Annotated in this window: 20 protein-coding genes; 5 read left to right on the plus strand and 15 right to left on the minus strand. The window is 69.7% G+C overall.

Annotated elements, in window-relative coordinates:
- Positions 1–125: 125 nt before the first annotated feature.
- On the plus strand, positions 126–608 hold the full coding sequence (locus tag K3769_RS39185; RefSeq protein WP_267030966.1) for a hypothetical protein: 483 nt from the start codon (positions 126–128) through the stop codon (positions 606–608).
- A gap of 51 nt (positions 609–659) precedes the next feature.
- Here the strand turns inward: K3769_RS39185 and K3769_RS39190 are convergent, their stop codons facing one another.
- From K3769_RS39190 to K3769_RS39205, 4 genes are all read right to left on the minus strand, one after another.
- Complete coding sequence (locus K3769_RS39190; RefSeq protein ID WP_267030967.1) at positions 660–926, minus strand: DNA gyrase subunit A; 267 nt, start codon at positions 924–926, stop codon at positions 660–662.
- Between the two features lie 137 nt (positions 927–1,063).
- Complete coding sequence (locus tag K3769_RS39195; protein WP_267030968.1) at positions 1,064–1,861, minus strand: hypothetical protein; 798 nt, start codon at positions 1,859–1,861, stop codon at positions 1,064–1,066.
- Positions 1,862–2,018: 157 nt separating this feature from the next.
- On the minus strand, positions 2,019–3,053 hold the full coding sequence (locus K3769_RS39200; protein ID WP_267030969.1) for a winged helix-turn-helix domain-containing protein: 1,035 nt from the start codon (positions 3,051–3,053) through the stop codon (positions 2,019–2,021).
- Positions 3,054–3,232: 179 nt separating this feature from the next.
- On the minus strand, positions 3,233–4,396 hold the full coding sequence (locus K3769_RS39205; RefSeq protein ID WP_267030970.1) for a serine hydrolase domain-containing protein: 1,164 nt from the start codon (positions 4,394–4,396) through the stop codon (positions 3,233–3,235).
- A gap of 130 nt (positions 4,397–4,526) precedes the next feature.
- On the opposite strand from K3769_RS39205, the gene K3769_RS39210 reads away from it, so the two are divergent.
- On the plus strand, positions 4,527–5,000 hold the full coding sequence (locus K3769_RS39210) for a hypothetical protein (RefSeq protein WP_267030971.1): 474 nt from the start codon (positions 4,527–4,529) through the stop codon (positions 4,998–5,000).
- A gap of 31 nt (positions 5,001–5,031) precedes the next feature.
- On the opposite strand, the gene K3769_RS39215 is transcribed toward K3769_RS39210, so the two are convergent.
- Positions 5,032–5,403 carry a winged helix-turn-helix transcriptional regulator gene (locus K3769_RS39215; protein ID WP_267030972.1) on the minus strand — a complete coding sequence of 124 codons (372 nt, stop codon included), beginning with the start codon at positions 5,401–5,403 and terminating at the stop codon, positions 5,032–5,034.
- A 77-nt stretch (positions 5,404–5,480) separates the two neighbouring features.
- Between K3769_RS39215 and K3769_RS39220 the strand changes: the two genes are divergently transcribed.
- A complete protein-coding gene (locus K3769_RS39220) occupies positions 5,481–5,891 on the plus strand; it encodes a RidA family protein (RefSeq protein ID WP_267030973.1) in 411 nt (136 codons plus the stop codon).
- A 25-nt stretch (positions 5,892–5,916) separates the two neighbouring features.
- Positions 5,917–6,558: a hypothetical protein gene (locus tag K3769_RS39225; RefSeq protein ID WP_267030974.1), complete on the plus strand. Its 642-nt coding sequence runs from the start codon at positions 5,917–5,919 to the stop codon at positions 6,556–6,558.
- Between the two features lie 255 nt (positions 6,559–6,813).
- Here the strand turns inward: K3769_RS39225 and K3769_RS39230 are convergent, their stop codons facing one another.
- On the minus strand, positions 6,814–6,990 hold the full coding sequence (locus K3769_RS39230) for a hypothetical protein (protein WP_267030975.1): 177 nt from the start codon (positions 6,988–6,990) through the stop codon (positions 6,814–6,816).
- Between the two features lie 166 nt (positions 6,991–7,156).
- Positions 7,157–7,702, minus strand: coding sequence for a TetR/AcrR family transcriptional regulator (locus K3769_RS39235; RefSeq protein ID WP_267030976.1), 546 nt, complete (start codon positions 7,700–7,702; stop codon positions 7,157–7,159).
- 85 nt (positions 7,703–7,787) lie between these two features.
- On the opposite strand from K3769_RS39235, the gene K3769_RS39240 reads away from it, so the two are divergent.
- Positions 7,788–8,195 (plus strand): nuclear transport factor 2 family protein, encoded by a 408-nt coding sequence (locus tag K3769_RS39240; RefSeq protein ID WP_267030977.1) that lies wholly within the window; start codon positions 7,788–7,790, stop codon positions 8,193–8,195.
- Positions 8,196–8,302: 107 nt separating this feature from the next.
- Here the strand turns inward: K3769_RS39240 and K3769_RS39245 are convergent, their stop codons facing one another.
- The 8 genes from K3769_RS39245 to K3769_RS39280 form a co-directional block, all read right to left on the minus strand.
- On the minus strand, positions 8,303–8,881 hold the full coding sequence (locus tag K3769_RS39245; protein ID WP_267030978.1) for a dihydrofolate reductase family protein: 579 nt from the start codon (positions 8,879–8,881) through the stop codon (positions 8,303–8,305).
- A 66-nt stretch (positions 8,882–8,947) separates the two neighbouring features.
- A complete protein-coding gene (locus K3769_RS39250) occupies positions 8,948–9,712 on the minus strand; it encodes an SDR family NAD(P)-dependent oxidoreductase (protein WP_267030979.1) in 765 nt (254 codons plus the stop codon).
- Positions 9,709–10,713 carry a fumarylacetoacetate hydrolase family protein gene (locus tag K3769_RS39255; RefSeq protein ID WP_267030980.1) on the minus strand — a complete coding sequence of 335 codons (1,005 nt, stop codon included), beginning with the start codon at positions 10,711–10,713 and terminating at the stop codon, positions 9,709–9,711. Before K3769_RS39255 ends, K3769_RS39250 begins: the two co-directional genes overlap by 4 nt.
- Positions 10,714–10,771: 58 nt before the next feature.
- The gene (locus K3769_RS39260; RefSeq protein ID WP_267030981.1) at positions 10,772–11,710 is read right to left on the minus strand and encodes a VOC family protein; all 939 of its coding nucleotides are present in this window, start codon (positions 11,708–11,710) and stop codon (positions 10,772–10,774) included.
- Positions 11,707–12,714, minus strand: a complete 1,008-nt coding sequence (locus tag K3769_RS39265) for an amidohydrolase family protein (protein WP_267030982.1) — start codon at positions 12,712–12,714, stop codon at positions 11,707–11,709. The genes K3769_RS39260 and K3769_RS39265 overlap by 4 nt, the downstream gene beginning before the upstream one ends.
- On the minus strand, positions 12,711–13,841 hold the full coding sequence (locus tag K3769_RS39270; protein WP_267030983.1) for an FAD-dependent oxidoreductase: 1,131 nt from the start codon (positions 13,839–13,841) through the stop codon (positions 12,711–12,713). Before K3769_RS39270 ends, K3769_RS39265 begins: the two co-directional genes overlap by 4 nt.
- Before the next feature lie 54 nt (positions 13,842–13,895).
- A complete protein-coding gene (locus tag K3769_RS39275) occupies positions 13,896–14,858 on the minus strand; it encodes a cyclase family protein (protein WP_267030984.1) in 963 nt (320 codons plus the stop codon).
- Positions 14,855–15,868 carry a fumarylacetoacetate hydrolase family protein gene (locus tag K3769_RS39280; protein WP_267030985.1) on the minus strand — a complete coding sequence of 338 codons (1,014 nt, stop codon included), beginning with the start codon at positions 15,866–15,868 and terminating at the stop codon, positions 14,855–14,857. The genes K3769_RS39275 and K3769_RS39280 overlap by 4 nt, the downstream gene beginning before the upstream one ends.
- Positions 15,869–16,006: the final 138 nt, after the last annotated feature.

A 16,006-nucleotide genomic window follows, 5' to 3' on the forward strand; every position in this document is an offset into this window, starting at 1 on the left:
GTGTCCTGGCGTCGGCGGCAGTTTGGACGGGCCGGTCACCAGGACGTGCATCGGACGCGTCACGGCTACCGCGGTCGTTCACCGGGGTGCCGGTTTCTCGGATCGGCCAGGAGAGAGGGGTGTCCATGCGCCGGTTGCGCATACGGGAAGGCAGGAAGGGTCGCAGCGGGAGTGCGGGCCCGGCACGCGCCGTACGGGCCGTCGCCGCGGCCGTACTCGTCACGGCGGGCCTCGGCCTGGGGGCGAGCGGCACCGCCGCGGCTGCCCCGTCGGCCGGCTGCTCCGGGGCAGGGCCCACCGTGACGGACTTCAGGGGCACCACGTACACGACCACCTACTGCAACGCCTACGAGGGCGGCAATCTGGTGCGGGGCGGCTATCCCGTCTACGTGTACAGCGGCTACCTGTACGCCGGCCGGAACTGGTTCGCCTGCCAGCTGAAGATGGCGGGGGTGGAGAATCCGCCGGTCGGTGAAGCCCGCAACGACTGGTGGCTCTGGACGCAGGGCGACGTCGCCGACGCCGACAACGGCTGGGGCTGGTTTCCCGCCACCAAGGTGTCGGGCGGCGGCAACTACGAACCCATTCCGGGGCTTCGCACCTGTTGAGCAGTGTGTCCTGGCGCTCCGGCGTCGACCATGACGGCAGGGCCGGTCGCGCTACGGATCGAGGGTGGCGCGAAGCTGCGCCGCCTCCTGCCGCAGCTTGTCCACCTCGTGTGGCATGAGGCGTCGGAACTGCATGTCCAGGAGCACGCGCGCGGCGGGTTCGGTGACGCCGAAGCGTGCGGTGATCCTGCGCAGGGCCATGTCGGTCGACGCGCACTCCGACATGAGGTCGACCAGCTCATGTCTGCGTTCGATCGCCAGGAGTAATCCGTCCAGGACATGCAGGCGTTGCCGAAGGGAATGAGTCGAGTCATTCATCTCGGCCCTTTCTCGACATCCGATGCAGTGCACTGCACTGCAGCTGCGGTTGCGGTGGCAGGAAGGCAGAGCACCGGTGGGTGCGTTGCGCGGTTCGCGCCCACCGGTGTGTCCGTCACGTGTGCGTCACGTGTGCGTCACGGCGAATACTGCTTGAATTCCTGGGCTCCGCCACCGTCAACGTACCAGCGCCGGGATTCCCAGTTGAAGGGGAATGACTCGTCGCTGCCGGTCGGAGTGAAACGCAGACCGATCGCCAAGTAGTTCCACTCGTTCTTGCGCATCTGGGTGACATTCCCCGGGTAGATCGTGTAGCGGCTGGTCCGGTAGGCCGTGTCGCACCGGGGCCAGTCCGCGAGATTGGGGTCGATCTGCCAGCTCAGGTCGGCGTACAGCGTGCAGTCGTGGGTGTTGATGTCGACCGTCGTACCCGCCCGGGTCGACAGTTCCCCGTCCAGGGTTGTCGCTCCGGAGAAGAAGATGTTGAGGGTGTAGTGCGCGTCCAGGACATCCCGCTGCGTACAGCCCTGCGGATCGCAGTAGCCGAAGATGACGGGCTGGTCCAGACGCCAGTTCCATCTGCTGGTGATCGTGCCGATTCCGTCGTTCTCGGGGTCGTTGAGAATGCGGGCGTCGGAGGCTTCTTCCGGGGGCGCCACCAGCGCCCGGAGTGCCGTCTGCAGGCTGTCCTGGTGCTTCTTCGCGCGCTGTTTCACATAGCCGCGCGCCTGCGCGACGTCACCGCGCTCGACGGCGGCACGGACCGCCCCCGATTCGGGTTTCTCGCCGCCCGTCACGGCGAAGGCCAGGCAGGTTCCCTCTGCGTAGTCCGAGGGCGTGCACGCGTGCCGGTCCTGTGCACTCGCGGCAGCCGGAAATATGCATCCGGCCAGCGCCGCGACCGCCACCAGGACGCCGGCTAAACGTCTGGACATCAGCGAACACCTCAATTCATCGGGAACTCCGGGAAGTACGCAGGCGTTGACGCTCCTGCCGGCCCAGGATTTCCACGCCGTACCCCCGCGGCAACACGTTTCGACGACAGCCAAATACTGTGCCGGGGTGCTGCCGGGGGGTCGGATATTCCAGTGATCAGAGCCCTGACCGTGCTCGGACGATGCCTGTGTCCGGGTGCCGACGCCCGCCATTCTCGACGAGTGCGCGGCCGAGCCGGGTGGCGCTGTGCAGGACACGTCTTCCGTCACGCCGGCTGACGATCAGGCCCGCGGCCCGCAGGACGGAGATCTGCTGACTCGACGTCGGCACGGAGACCCCGACGCTCTCGGCCAGTTCGGACGTCGACCTGCCGACGGCGTCCGCGAGCGATTCCAGGATCGAAGCCCTCGTCCGGCCGAGCAGTGCCGAGAGCGTCGGATCGCCCGTGTCGTCGGCCGTCGCGGTCAGCAGTCCGGCGGATCGGCGCCGCACGGGGTAGACAAGGGTCGGGGTGAGCGCCTGGTCCACGAGCGTCAGGACTCTTCGCCAGCAGAAGAAGGACGGCACCAGCCGCAGCCCTCGCCCGGCGAGGTACAGGTCACGGTCGGCCGGACAGGGAAAGAGCAGGACCGGGGGCTCCCAGCGCGCCGTCGGCAACCCGCGCAGCAGCGCCTCGCTGCCCCCGCCGACCAACTGCCGTACGCGCACCCGCACATCGGCGTCGACCTGCCCGCGCAGGTCCTGCCAGACCGGGGCCAGCGTGGCGTCGAAGTAGCCGTGCAGCGCCCGTCCGAGCTGGTGGAGCGGCATCCTCTTCCCGTCGGCCGGCTCCACCGTCCACGAGGGCAGTGCCGTGACACCGCTGAGCGTCGTGAGGGCGTGCCGCAGCCGCCGCGGTGAGGTGCTCAGCACCATGTCGATCGCGTCCTCCGGATCGCCCCCGGGGTCGGCGGGGGTGAGGAGGTCCGGAATGCAGGGCTCCAGCGGTACGAGGGACCGGAGCGTGGGCAGGAGGCCGGAGTCCGGCCGCGACAGTCGGGTCACCGCGTCCCGGCGCCACGTCCCGAAAATGGCTTCACCTTCACGGCTCTGCAGGCGGCAGAGGCTGCAGACCACTTCCCACATGGGTTCCGGCTGGTGTGCCAGGCGTATGCGTCGCAGATCGTCGGAGGTGAAGTGAATGCGCAACATGAGGTTCCCCGCTCCTCGTGTTGACAGCTTGGCTCCCGTGGACACACGGCGGGAGGCATATTCACGTCAGAAGGGAGTTCCATGGCCGCTGCGACCCCGCGCGGATGTCCTCGTCCGCGACCGTACTCGAACGGGCTGGAAACGAAGATTCGCGTGCCGCTCTGCAAGGAGCCGGCGGGTCAGTGATCCTGCTCGGCGCGGACGCGGTCGGCGATGCCCTGCGTCAGTTCCTCCGCCTGGTCCTCCAGGTCCCACTTGCCGTCCTGGTAGGCGTGGTTGCTGACCCAGTAGACGAGGACGCCGTCGCGCAGCGACCTCGTGAGGTAGGCGAGCGACCAGTCGTTGCCGCCGTTGTGCCAGACGGTCCGTCCGGCGGGGGCCTCGCGGACGGCCCAGCCGTATCCGTACGAGCCGTCCAGCTCGGGTACCGGTACGTGGGGCGCGAACAGCTTCCGCCTGGCCGCCTCCGGCAGTACGTCGTCGCCCGACAGAGCCCGGTGCCAGCGGAACATGTCCAGGGCGGTGGAGAGCATGCCGCCGTTGCCCCGCAGGTGCCAGTACGGCCCGTCGGCGGCCCAGGGGTGGTCGATGGGCCTGCCCTGGCCGCGCCCCCGGCTGTCGTACTCCACCGCGACCAGCTTCCGCGGCCACCGGGGCAGGACGTATCCCGTGCTCTTCATGCCGGCCGGAGTGAACAGATGCCGGGCCAGGAACGGCTCGTATTCCTCCCCGGACGCCTTCTCGACGATCGCGGCGAGCAGGCTGTACCCGGTGTTCGAGTAGTGGAACTCCTTTCCCGGGGCCGACCGCGGTTTCGATGCCAGTGCCTGGCGTACGAGTTCGTCGCGCGTGATGGGGCTGTAGTCGTCGCCGAGTGCCTCCACCAGGCCGGAGGTGTGGGTGAGGAGTTGGTCGATCGTGATGTCGCGCTTGCCGGCGGGCACCGGCCCCAGGAAGCGGCCGATCCGGTCGCTCACCCGCAGCCGTCCCATCACCTCCAGCTTGAGGATCGCGGCGGCGGTGAACTGCTTCGTGATCGACATGACGTCGTACACGGTGCGGCAGCTCGCGGGCGTGCCCTGGGCGCGGTCCGCCGCCCCGAAGCCTCCGCAGTAGGCGAGTTCGTCGCCGTGGGCGGCGATCACGGTGCCGCCCGCCCCGGCCGGGAGCACACGGTGGAGGAAGTCGGCGATCGACTCCCCGCCGCCCGCCTTCGGGGCCACCGTGGCGGCCCCGAAGGCGGGCCGCCCGGCATCGCCCTCCTTGGTGCACGAGCTCAGCATCAGCAGGGCCGCCAGCGCGGTGACGGCGGTGAGGGTGCGACGGCAGCGGGGCAGACCCATATGACCTGTGACCTCCAACATCGGGAATCCGCACCGAGGTTGACGGTCGCTACCGGCGTTCTTCAAGCTGTCAGGGTGTTCGAGCTTGTGCGAGCCCGTGTACGTCCAGCTCATCAGGGGGACCACCGCCATGACCACCGCACCGCCCACCCCGCCGGACACCGACGCGGTCGCCTACGTGGCGGCGCTGCGTAGGCTCAAGGCCTGGTCGGGTCTGAGCTACCGGCGACTGGAACGCCGCGCGGCCGACGCGGGCCACTGCCTGCCGTACTCCACGGCGGCGACCATGCTCGGCAGGGAACGGCTTCCCCGTGCGGAACTGGTCGCGGCGTTCGTCGCGGCCTGCGGAATCCGGGGCGTCGAGGCGCAGGCGTGGCTGGACGCCCGTACCGGCATCGCGTGCGGTCCCGTACCCGCCGACGTGCCGCCCACGAACACCCCACCCCCGGTCGCCGTACCTTCCCGTGTGAGGCGAGGGCGGAGGAGGTGGGCGCTCGTCGGCGCGGCGGCGCTCGTCACCGCGCTCCTCGGCGGGGCGACGGCGTCCGGGGTCTTCACCGACGACGAAGAGGTGCTGCGGACTCCGACGTCGGTCCGCCTGTGACGCGGCGCGGACGAACGGGCCGCGGCGGCTCTCAGAGGTCGGCTTCTTCCCGCCGGTCGAAGTCCTTCCGCGCGCCCTCGATGGTGGGCATGTTCTGTGCGGCCCATGCCAGCAGTACGTCGACAGGGTCGCGCAGGGTCTTCCCGAAGGGCGTGATGCGGTACATGACCGCCACGGGCCGGGTGGAGACGACCTCGCGCTCGACGACGCCGTTGCGTTCCAGTCGCCGGAGCGTCGCGGTCAGCGATTTCTGTGTGACCTGGGGGATGGCCCGGCGCAGTTCGTTGAAGCGGCACGGGCGTTCGCAGAGTTCGTTGAGGACGCTCAGGGACCACTTGTCGAGGATCTGATCGAGCAGTTCGCGATGCGGGGCGTCGATACGGAGTTCGTCGTCGGTATCCATGGCGAAACCTGGTCTCGTTGAAGTGTCCTTCTCCTACTAGGTAGCTTACAGATACTTACTGCGGAGGAGAGAAGATCATGGCGGTTCAGTACTTCACGCCGGAAGGCATGCTGCGGGCGACGCCGTACCACCACGTCGCCGTGGGCACCGGGACGCGGCACGTCCATGTCAGCGGACAGATCGCGCGGAAGGCTGACGGGACGCCGGTCGCCCCCGGCGATCTGGCCGGGCAGGTCGCCCAGGCGCTGCGGAACACTTCGCTGGGGCTGGCAGGCGCGGGCGCGTCGTTCGCGGACGTGCTGCGCCTGACGTTCTACGTGACCCGGTGGAACCCGGACAAGATCGGCGATCTCATGGCGGGTCTGGAGGCGGTCGCCGACGAGATCGGGCTCCGGCTTCCCCTGCCGCCGGCCTCCCTCATCGGCGTCGAGCACCTCTTCGAGCCGGACGTCCTTGTCGAAGTCGAGGCGACCGCGCTCCTCGAATGACCGCCGTCGCGGCGACGCTGACGTGTTGAGTCCTGTCGAGGTGGCGCAGACTGAGCGTACTTGGACTGTTTCCATCAGGGGAATCATCAGGGGAATCATGCGTCACATCGTCACGGCACCCGCGCTCGCGGTGGTCTGCTGCCTCAGCCTCACCGCGTGTTCCGGCCGGGACGACAGGAGTGATCCCCGGCCGAGTCCGCGCACCGTGTTCAGGTTGGGGCAGAGCTCCGACACCGCCGGGGCCGACGGCGAAGGCACCGTGCGGATAACCGTGGACAGCGTTGCCTACGTCGAGAAGGCCGGCGCGTCCAACCCGGAGCATGACCTCTTCGCCGTCGTCAGGTACGAAGCCGCGAATCCTTCAAAGGCTCCGGTGACCAGCACTGTCGCCACGGGTGGCTTCCGGTGGAGGGCCAACGACGGCCGTAACGTCGGCGCGGGCAACACCAAGGCCGCGCGCGGCGTGTTCGCCGTCGGATCCAGTGAAGGCGGAGCCACCGTGCCGCCCAAGGTCTTTACGGTGGACACGGTTGCGTTCGACATCACCGCCGCGCAGAAAGGCGCCACCCTCACCTACGTCGACGGCGACGGGGCCACCTACCGGTGGAAGATGCCTTCCAAGAGTTCCGGATCCGCGGCCATCGCGCTGCAGCTCGCCCTGCGGTAGTGCGGCACCCCTGATGCCCGTACAGGGGTGAGGGGGCCACGACCACAGGAGTACGCCCTTCAGAACACTGGAGGGCAAGGCCGTTTTCGGCATCAGGGCCACCGCCGTACCGTCTGATCTGCGGTGGGTCCGCTGCGTCGACGTCGTACGGCCGCGGTGAGCGGCCGGTACGACGTCTCAGGCAGCGGACGACCGGGACCGGTGCATGCCGCGGTCGCGGATGCGGATGGTCACCGGTCCATCCGTGATGCGTCGTCAGTCGACGGACCAGCAGGTGGCGTCGAAGTCCGCGACCTTGATGTCGTCGACCTTCACGTGACCGCCGGACGCCCAGCAGCCTTCGATGTCCGAAGGGTGAGCGGCGGCAGGAGCCGCGGCCATGAAGCCGACCGCGAGCACGCCGACTACAACGAGCGAGATGCGTCGAAGCATGAGGATCTCCTTGTGGTGGGGAACTTGCTACGACTGTTCATCAGCCGCCGCTCCACCGCACGTCGAGTCGCCCGGGTGGGTGGCGGTCGGGCTTCGTCGTCGCATCCGTCCGTGTGCGGGCCACCTGGTCGGCGCACCAGACGCTGCCGGTCGGCCTGGCGCGCGGCTACGCGCGGGGCGTGAGGCCGTCCAGGATGACGTCGATCAGCCGGGCCCGGGTCCGCGCGTCGGCAGTGGCCTGGGCGGCCCGGCCGGCGGCGATCAGCAGGGCGATCAGGTCGTCGAACGACACGTCCCCACGGACGGCGCCAGCGGCTTGAGCACGCTGGAGCAGCGCGCCGACGGCCGAGCGGAGCCGGGCCGTGACCTCGGGGTCGGTGGCCACCCGCAGATCGCCCAGGGCGTCGGCGAGGATCAGCTTCTCGGCTGACGTGGTGGCGATGTCGGTGAAGAACTCCCGGAACCAGGTGGGCGGGGCGTCACCCGTCCCGATGGTCGAGGCGCGGGCGGCCAGGTGTTCAAGGCGTTGCTCGTACACCGCCTTGAGCAGGGCTTCCTTGGTCGGGAAGTGGCGGAAGACGGTGCCGATCCCGAGTCCGGCCCGGCGGGCGATCTCCTCCGTCGACGCCGTGACCCCGTGTTCGACGAAGACCTCGTCGGCAGCTCGGAGAACGGCGGACCGGTTGCGTGCGGCGTCAGCTCGGGGGGACACGGGAACCTTCCTTGACAAGCGGAGTCGTCACTCCGTAACGTGATTAACGGAGTGGTCACTCCGATTCTAACTTCTGGAGGCAATCATGCCCGACAACGCTGTCCGTGGTCCCCGTGCGGTGTTCGAGCTGCTGCTGAAGTCGCTCGCCGACCGGGACCTGACGACGGTGACCGGTCTGTACGCCGAGGACGCGGTGGTACGGCAGCCGTTCGCCAAGCCGGCCGAGGTCGTGCTGACGGGCCGGGCCGAGATCGAGCACCACCTCGCCGCGTTCGGCACGGCACCGATCACCCTGTCGCCGCGGAACATCGAAGTGCACGAGACGGCCGACCCGCAGGTCGTGGTGGGGGAGTGGGACAACGACGTGACCCGGACGACGGACGGCGCGACGGTGAGCACGCACAACATCGCCGTGTTCTGCGTCAGGGACGGGCGCGTGGCGTGGTCGCGCGACTACCACGACCACGCCGCCCTGGCAGGTCTGCTGACCTGACGGTCCTCCAGGACCGCCGTCCCTGCTGTCCCTGCTGTCACCGCTGTCACCGCAGCCACGTCGACCGCCGCCGCGCTGTCGGTCGCCGGCGGAGGAGGAGCGGCGCGTCAGCTGTTCCCGGCGGGTGGTCCGTCGAGGACAGTCGGTACGTACTCCAGCAATTGGAGCCGACCGTCGAACGTGCGGCTGTCGATCAGGTCGAGACGGATGTCGGGAAGCCCGTCGAAGATCCGTTCCTGACCGGTGGCGCCGGTGATGACCGGGAAGACGACCAGGCGGAAGCGGTCCACGAGACCGGCCGTGAGCAGCGATCGGCACAGGCTGAGGCTGCCGAGGGTGCGCAGGGGCTGTGCGGTGTTCCTTTTCATGTGCCGCACGGCCTCGACGGCGTCTCCCCGGACCAGCTCGGTGTGCTGCCAGGTCAAAGGCGTTTGAAGGGTCGAGGAGAAGACGGTCTTGGGCATGTTGTTCAGCGCGGCGAAGCCGGGGTCGTCGGGTGCCTGGGCGGCGAATCCCGACATCAGTCGGTACGTCGTAGCGCCCATCAGGCTGGTGTGCTGCTTCTCGCCTTCGCTGTCGAGCCAGGCCAGGTATTCGGGCCCTTCCATGCCCCAGAATCCCGGCCAGCCGTCAGCGGACGCGTACCCGTCGAGCGAGATGATGAAGTCCACCATGAGACTGGCCATCGGTCTCCTCCAGGAAGTAGGTGTCGGTCATAGGGGTTGACCGACGCCGCACCGACAACTCATCGCTCACCGCAGCGCGTCGGAGATGGATTTCGCGCCACCGTGCGCCGTGAAGCCGCCGTCCACCGGAATCTCCGCGCCGGTGATGAACGAGGAGTCGTCGGACAGCAGGAAGACGACGAGCGGCGCGACCTCGTCGACGGTTCCGGTGCGGCCCAGCGGCGTTTCACGGATGTTCGCCGCACGGAAGGCGGGCGCGGCGGACGCGGTCATCCCGGTCTCGATGTAACCGGGATGGACGATGTTGACGCGGATGCCGCGCGGCCCGAGTTCGAGCGCCGCGGCCTTCGACAGGCCGCGCAGCTCCCACTTGCTCGCGGTGTACGCCACCGGATAATGCGCCGTGAGCGCGGCCGAGGAGCCGACGTTGACGATCGACGAGCCCTGCGGCATGAGCGGGCTCAGGTGCTGGATACCGAGGAGGGGGCCGGTGACGTTGACGGAGTGGACCCGCTCGAAGTCCTCGGCCCGGACCTCGCCGACGCGGGCCCGCCAGGTCACGCCCGCGTTGTTCACCAGGCCGTGCACCTGCCCGTACGTCTCGCGCAGCTCGGCGGCCAACTCGACCCACTGACGCTCGTCGCTCACGTCCAGGCGACGGCAGCCGACGCCTGGTGCGGTATTGGCTGCGACATCGGGCTCGACGTCGGTGGCGACGACCCGGGCGCCATCCCGGGTGAGCGCCGCCACCTCGGCCGCGCCCTGTCCGCGTGCCGCGCCCGTGACCACGACGACCTTGCCGAGCAGCCTCCTGGGCCGTGGGTCACTCATGGGCGCGCCCGGTCGCGTCGCCGGGCGGCCGGCACCGGCACGGGTTCGGTTCCCGGGACGACGGTGTTGGTGAGTGTGCCGATGCCTTCGACGGTGAGGCTGACGGTGTCGCCGGGCTTCAACGGCGGCGGGGTCCGTTCGCCGCGCAGGCCCCACAGTTCGGCGAGGCAGCCGCCGTTGCCGCAGGTGCCCGAGCCGAGGACGTCACCCGGCATGACCCGGGTGCCACGGGAGGCGTAGGCGGCCATCTCCTCGAAGGTCCAGCTCATGTTGGACAGCAGGTCCTCACCGACGACTTGACCGTTGACTTCGGCGGTCAGTGCCAGCCGCAGCAGTCCGTCCGGGTCGCGGCACGGCTCCAGCTCGTCGGCGGTGACCAGGTACGGGCCGAGGGTGGTGGCGGTGTCCTTGCCCTTGCACGGACCGAGGCCCACCTTCATCTCCGCCGACTGCAGGTCGCGGGCGGACCAGTCGTTGAAGACCGTGTAACCGATGATGTGCTCGCGGGCCTGCTCCGGGGTGAGGTCGCCGCCCTCACGGCCGATGACGGCGGCGACCTCCAGTTCGAAGTCCAGCACGGAGGAACCCGGTGGTACGGGAATGCCGTCGCCGGGACCATAGATCGCGTGCGGGTTGGTGAAGTAGAAGGTCGGCGCCGCGTACCACTGCTCGGGCACCCCAGCGACACCGTCCACGGAGCGCCGTACACCCTCGACGTGTTCCTCGAAGGTGACGAAGTCGCGCACGGACGGCGGCCGGAGGGGTGGCAGCAGACGCACCTCGGAGACATGAGGTCCGGGCGGACCGTCCAGGGCGGCGGCGCCGGCGTCCAGCAGAGCCTGGAGACCCTGGCCGGAGGTGATCAGGTCGGTGAGGGATCCGGCGCCGGGAACGGGACGGAGCGTGCCGACCCCGACCCCGTCGCCGCTCCCGTCCGCGTCCCGGTCGTCGACGACGGCGACGCCGGTCCGGTGCTGGTGTTCGTAGGCGGCGAAGCGCATGAGCGGCTCCTGGCGGAAGCGAAGGGGGAAGGGCCGGGAGGAGGAACACCCGGAAGGGTCAGACCGGCGGGGCGACGAAGACGCCGCGGTCCACGTCGTTGAAGGACTCCTTGGCGATCAGTTCGTTCATGGTGTTGGCCGTGCCCCACTGGTCGGTGACCTCGGGCTGCGAGAAGTCGTAGACGTGCGGGTGCCAGGTGTCCTCGTCCAGCACCTCCAACTCCGTCGTGTACTCGACCGTGTTGCCGTGCGGGTCGAGGAAGTAGGTGAAGGTGTTGTCACCCGCCAGATGCCTGCCAGGACCCCAGATCTTGCGGTACCCGGCGCGCATGACCCGGCCGGAGCCGCGCATGTACTCGTCGAGGCCGCGCATCTCGAAGGAGACGTGGTGCAGCGCGGTGTGCGGACCCCGGGCGATGGCCATGGAGTGGTGCTGGTTGCTGATGCGCATGAAGTGCATCGCCTCACCCATCCGCGGATGCATCAGGGTGTCGGACAGCGCGAAGCCGAGGTGGCGCTCGTACCACTCGCGGGTGCGGTTGAGGTCGGGGGAGTTGAGGACGACGTGGGAGAGCTTGACCGGGATGGCCTCCTTCTCCTCGATCCTGCGGTGCTGCCGGACCTCGACGTCGGCCACGACCTCGATCGTGCGGCCGTCGACGTCGAAGAACCGGAAGCCGTGACCGCCGCCGGGCGTGTCGACCTTGCCGGGCTGCGAAACCAACTGCACGCCACCGGCCAGCAGTTGTTCCGCGAGGGTGTCGACGTCGGCCGGACTCGCGGCGCCGTAGGAGACGAGGTCGAGGCGCTTCTCCTCGGCCTTGCGCAGCCTGACGACGTACTGCTCGGGGGAGCCCTCGGCGGCCAGGAAGGAGATGCCGGAGTCCTCGGTGACCTTGGTCAGGCCCCAGACGCCGGAGTAGAAGTCGAGCTGCTTGTCGTAGTCGGGCACGGCGAGGTCGACGTGCCGCAGATGGGTGAGCAGGCGTGCAGTCATGAGGACAGGTCCTTCCGGAGGAGGGCGGCGGCGTTACCACCGCGTACGGCGTCGAAGTCGGCCTCGGACAGGCGGGCGGCGCGCACCATGCCCACGGGGTCCTCGGTGCCCATGTCGAACGGGAAGTCCGAGCCCAGCAGCACCCGGTCGGCTCCGGCGGCCCGGACCAACTCCCGCAGGACGTACGGATCGTGGACGAGGGAGTCGAAGTACAGGCGCCGCAGATAGCTGCTGGGCGGATGTGCGCAGCCCGCGCCCGCGTCGGAACGGGTCGACCACGCGTGGTCGGAGCGGCCGATGTGGGTGGGCAGATAGCCGCCGCCGTGCGCGGCGATCAGCTTCAGTCCCGGATGGCGGTCCAGGACGCCGGAGAAGATCAGATGGGAGAGGGCGACGGCGTTCTCGGCGGGCTGGCCGACGGTGTTCGACAGGTACCAGCGGTCGAGCCGCTCGTCGAGCGTGCAGCCGAACGGATGCAGGAAGAGCACGGCGCCGGCCTCCTCCGCCCGCGACCAGAAGGGTTCGTACGCGGCATCCGACAGCTCCCGGCCCGGCGCGTGGCTGGAGATCTCCACCCCCAGCAGACCCTGCTCCAGGGCATGGTCGAGCGCCGGGACCATGTGGTCGGGGTGCTGGAGCGGGACGAGTCCGAGCCCCCGCAGCCGTTCCGGGGCGGCCGAACAGTGCGCCGCCGTCGCCTCGTTGGCCAGTCGGTACACCTTCTCGGCCGTGTCCTGATCGGCCCAGTAGTGGTAATGGGACGGGGAGGGGCTGACCAGCTGGACGTCCACGCCCTGGGCGTCCATCGCGGCCAGCCGCGCGGCGACGTCCGTCAGCTTCGAGACGCGCTCGCGGATCATGGAGCCGTTGACGGCGAGGGCGGCGGGGCCGTTGCGGCGGGCGTCCAGGGCCCTCGCCTCCGCCAGGCCCGGTGCGCCGTCCACCAGCGCCTCGATCTCGGGCAGCAGGACGTGCGCGTGGACGTCGACGGTGGGCAGGGTCACGGCAGCTCCTTGAGCATGGTCATGGTGCGGCCCATCAGCGCGGGCACATCGGCGTCACGGACGCCGTCGAGCTGCCACCGGCCGATCTGCACCGACGCTTCCACGACGGGGCGGACCCGGGCGATCCGCCGCTCGTAGTACCTCTGGAACAAGGCGTCGTCCCAGGAGGGGTTCTCCGTCAGCAGCTGTGCGAGAACCCAGGCGTCCTCCATCGACAGGGCGGCGCCCTGGGCGAGGGTGGGGGGACAGCAGTGGGCGGCGTCACCGACGAGGACGATCCGGCCGCGGTGCCAGGAGCCTTCCACCAGCATGTGCTCGAACCAGGTGTAGTTGACCTTCGCGGGGTCGGTGATGTGCGCGGTGATCTCCGGCCAGAAGCCGCCGTACGCGGAGGCCAGGCGGCGCATCTCGTCGGCGTACGACTCCGGGGGGATCGAGGTCCGGTCGCGGTTGCCCTCGACGACGTAGGCGTACAAGGTGGTGTCGCTGGTGGGGCAGTAGCCGGCGATGTAGGAGGGGCCGCCGTAGGCGAGGTCGGTACGGGTCACGCCGGCCGGACGCGGGGCGGCGACGCGCCAGATGGCCATGCCGGTCGGTTCCGGTTTCTCGGTGATGCCGACGGCGGCACGGGTGGTGGAGCCGAGTCCGTCGGCGGCGATCACCAGGTCATAGCGGTTCTCGGTACCGTCGCTGAACAGCACATTGACGCCGTCGGCGTCCTGTTCCAGGGAAGTGGCCGTGCTGCCCAGGCGCACCCGGGCGCCGCTCGCGCGGACGGCGTCCATGAGGATCTGCTGGAGCCGCGGGCGCTGCATACCGACCGTGGCGGGCAGGTCGTCGCCGCCGGTGCGGAGGTCCTCGGCGACATGCAGGACGCTGCCGTCGGGGGCCGTGATGCCGACGGCGTCGAAGCCGAAGCCGGACGCCTCGACCCGGTCCCACACGCCCAGCTCGCGCAGCACCCGCAGGGCGTTGCCCTGGAGGGTGATGCCCGAGCCCGCGGTGGCGTTCCAGTCGTCCCTGGCCTCGATCAGGTCCACGCTCAGACCGGCACGGCGCAGCAGGACCGTCACGGTGTTGCCGGCCGCGCCGCCGCCGATCACCAGGACCGTGCGGGCTTCATCCATCGGGAACTCCCTTGTTCCGCTGTCTGCTTGAACGGTGACGACGTGGTGCGTCGCCTACTTGACGGCGATCGGGTTGACGGGCGATCCGACGGCCCCGGTGATGGGCAGCGGCGCCGCGGTGAGCCAGAACTCGTACACCCCGTCGGCCGCGCAGTCCTTGGCGAGCCCTTCCAGGTCCCACATCTCGCCGATCAGCAGGCCCATGTGGGGGATGGCGACCTGGTGCAGAGGCTGGAAGGCGTGCTCGAACTCGTTCGGCCGCACCTCGAAGCCCCAGGTGTCGGTGGCGATCGCGGCCATCTCGGTGCCGTGCAGCCAGCCGGCCGAGGTGAACGACAGGCCGGGCGCGGCACCGCCGGCGTAGTCACCCCAGCCGTTCCGGCGAACCCGGGCGAGCTGCCCGGTGCGCACGAGGACGATGTCCCCGCGTCCCACGGACACCCCCTGGGCCGTCGTGGTCGCGGTCAGATGTTCTCCGGTGACGGCGAAGCCGTCGGGCAGTTCCCCGTCGGTGCCGATCGTCCGTCCGACATCGAGGAGGACACCACGTCCGGCGACGTACGGGGCCATGTGCTCGATCCCGGTGACGAGGTCGCCGTCGGAGGTGACGACCTTCTCGGCCGGCCGCCCGTTCCACGCCACGCCGTGGTCGAAGATGTGCCCGAGCCCGTCCCACTGGGTGGAGCACTGCAGCGGCATCGAGATGACGTCGTCGGCGCCGCCGATGCCGTGCGGGAAGCCCTGGTTGCCGAGAGCGGCGTCGGTGCCGGTGTCGAGCATCGTGTGCACCGGGTTGGTCCGGCGCCGCCAGCCCTTCTGCGGCCCGTCCATGTCGAACCGCTGAGCGAGGGAGAAACTGACGCCGCGCCGGATCAGGGTGGCGCCCTCACGACGCTTGGCGGCGTCGAGGAAGTTCAGCGTGCCGAGCACGTCGTCCTCCCCCCAGCGACCCCAGTTGGAATACGCCTTGGCGGCCTCGGCGATCGACCCCTCGGGATCGTTGCGGTCCAAGGTCATGACGAGGCCTCCGCCACGGCCTCCGCCACACACCGCGTGCGCTGCGCACCGAGCCCGGTGACCGAGCCCTCCATCACGTCTCCGTCGCGCAGCAGTCGGCCCCAGTGCATGCCGTTGCCCGCGGGGCTGCCGGTCAGCACCAGGTCACCGGGCAGGAGCCGGGCGGTGTGTGAGGCGTAGGAGACCATGCGCGCCACGTCGAAGATCATGTCTTTCGTGGACTCGTCCTGCATCGTCTCGCCGTTCAGCTTCAAGGTCAGCCGCAGGTCGTCCGGGCGTGCGATCGACTCGGTGGGCACGATCCAGGGACCGAGCGGGGTGAAGCCGGGAGCGTTCTTGCTGCGCAGCCAGTCGGTGCCGATGGCCGGCATGTCCCGGCGGAACACGGTGGCACGGTCGGTGAGATCGTTGGCGATCGTGTACCCGGCCACGTACTCCAGGGCCTCGTCCACCGTCACCCGGTGGGCCGGTCGGCCGATGACCGCGGCCAGCTCAAGCTCCCAGTCGGGCTGCTCGGCCCAGGCCGGCAGCGTGACGTCGTCGTAGGGCCCGGTGATCGCACTCGGCAGCCCGATGAACACGTACGGCAGGTCCTCCGCCGCCCGCCGGTCCATGATCTCCGCCGCCTCCGCCCGCCGCTCCGCCTCCGGCCGCTCGTCGTCCGGCGCGCGGTGCGCCACGTGCAGGTCGATCACGTGCTGCCGGTAGTTCGCGCCCGACTGGAACACCTGGCGCGGCTCGACCGGAGCGTGTACCCGGAGGCCGGCGAGCGGCCTCCACGCCAGGTCGCCGTCGCCCGCCAGCGTGCGCAGCCGCGGCAGGACGGCCTCCCAGTTCCCCAACAGCCGCCGTACGTCGAGCCGTTCGTCGTCGAGGACGGCTCGCAGGCCGAGCACCCGGGCATCCGGAGTGACCAGAGCGGGAAAGACCGGCCCGTCCGTGTCGGACAGGGTCGCCAGGGCGAACGGTCCGGCGAAGAGCGCGGACGCGGAGTTTGGTTTCACGGACATGTCCCCTTGGTTGCGGTGGGACTAATCTGGACCCGCCACCCCTGATCAGGGAAATAGATTCTGTGGATGGCTGGCATCCACCGGACGAATACTCGCCGATCAGGCCGTACAACCGCTCATGCCCCGCACCCGATCAGG

This window comes from Streptomyces ortus (genome assembly GCF_026341275.1).
GTDB lineage: Bacteria > Actinomycetota > Actinomycetes > Streptomycetales > Streptomycetaceae > Streptomyces > Streptomyces ortus.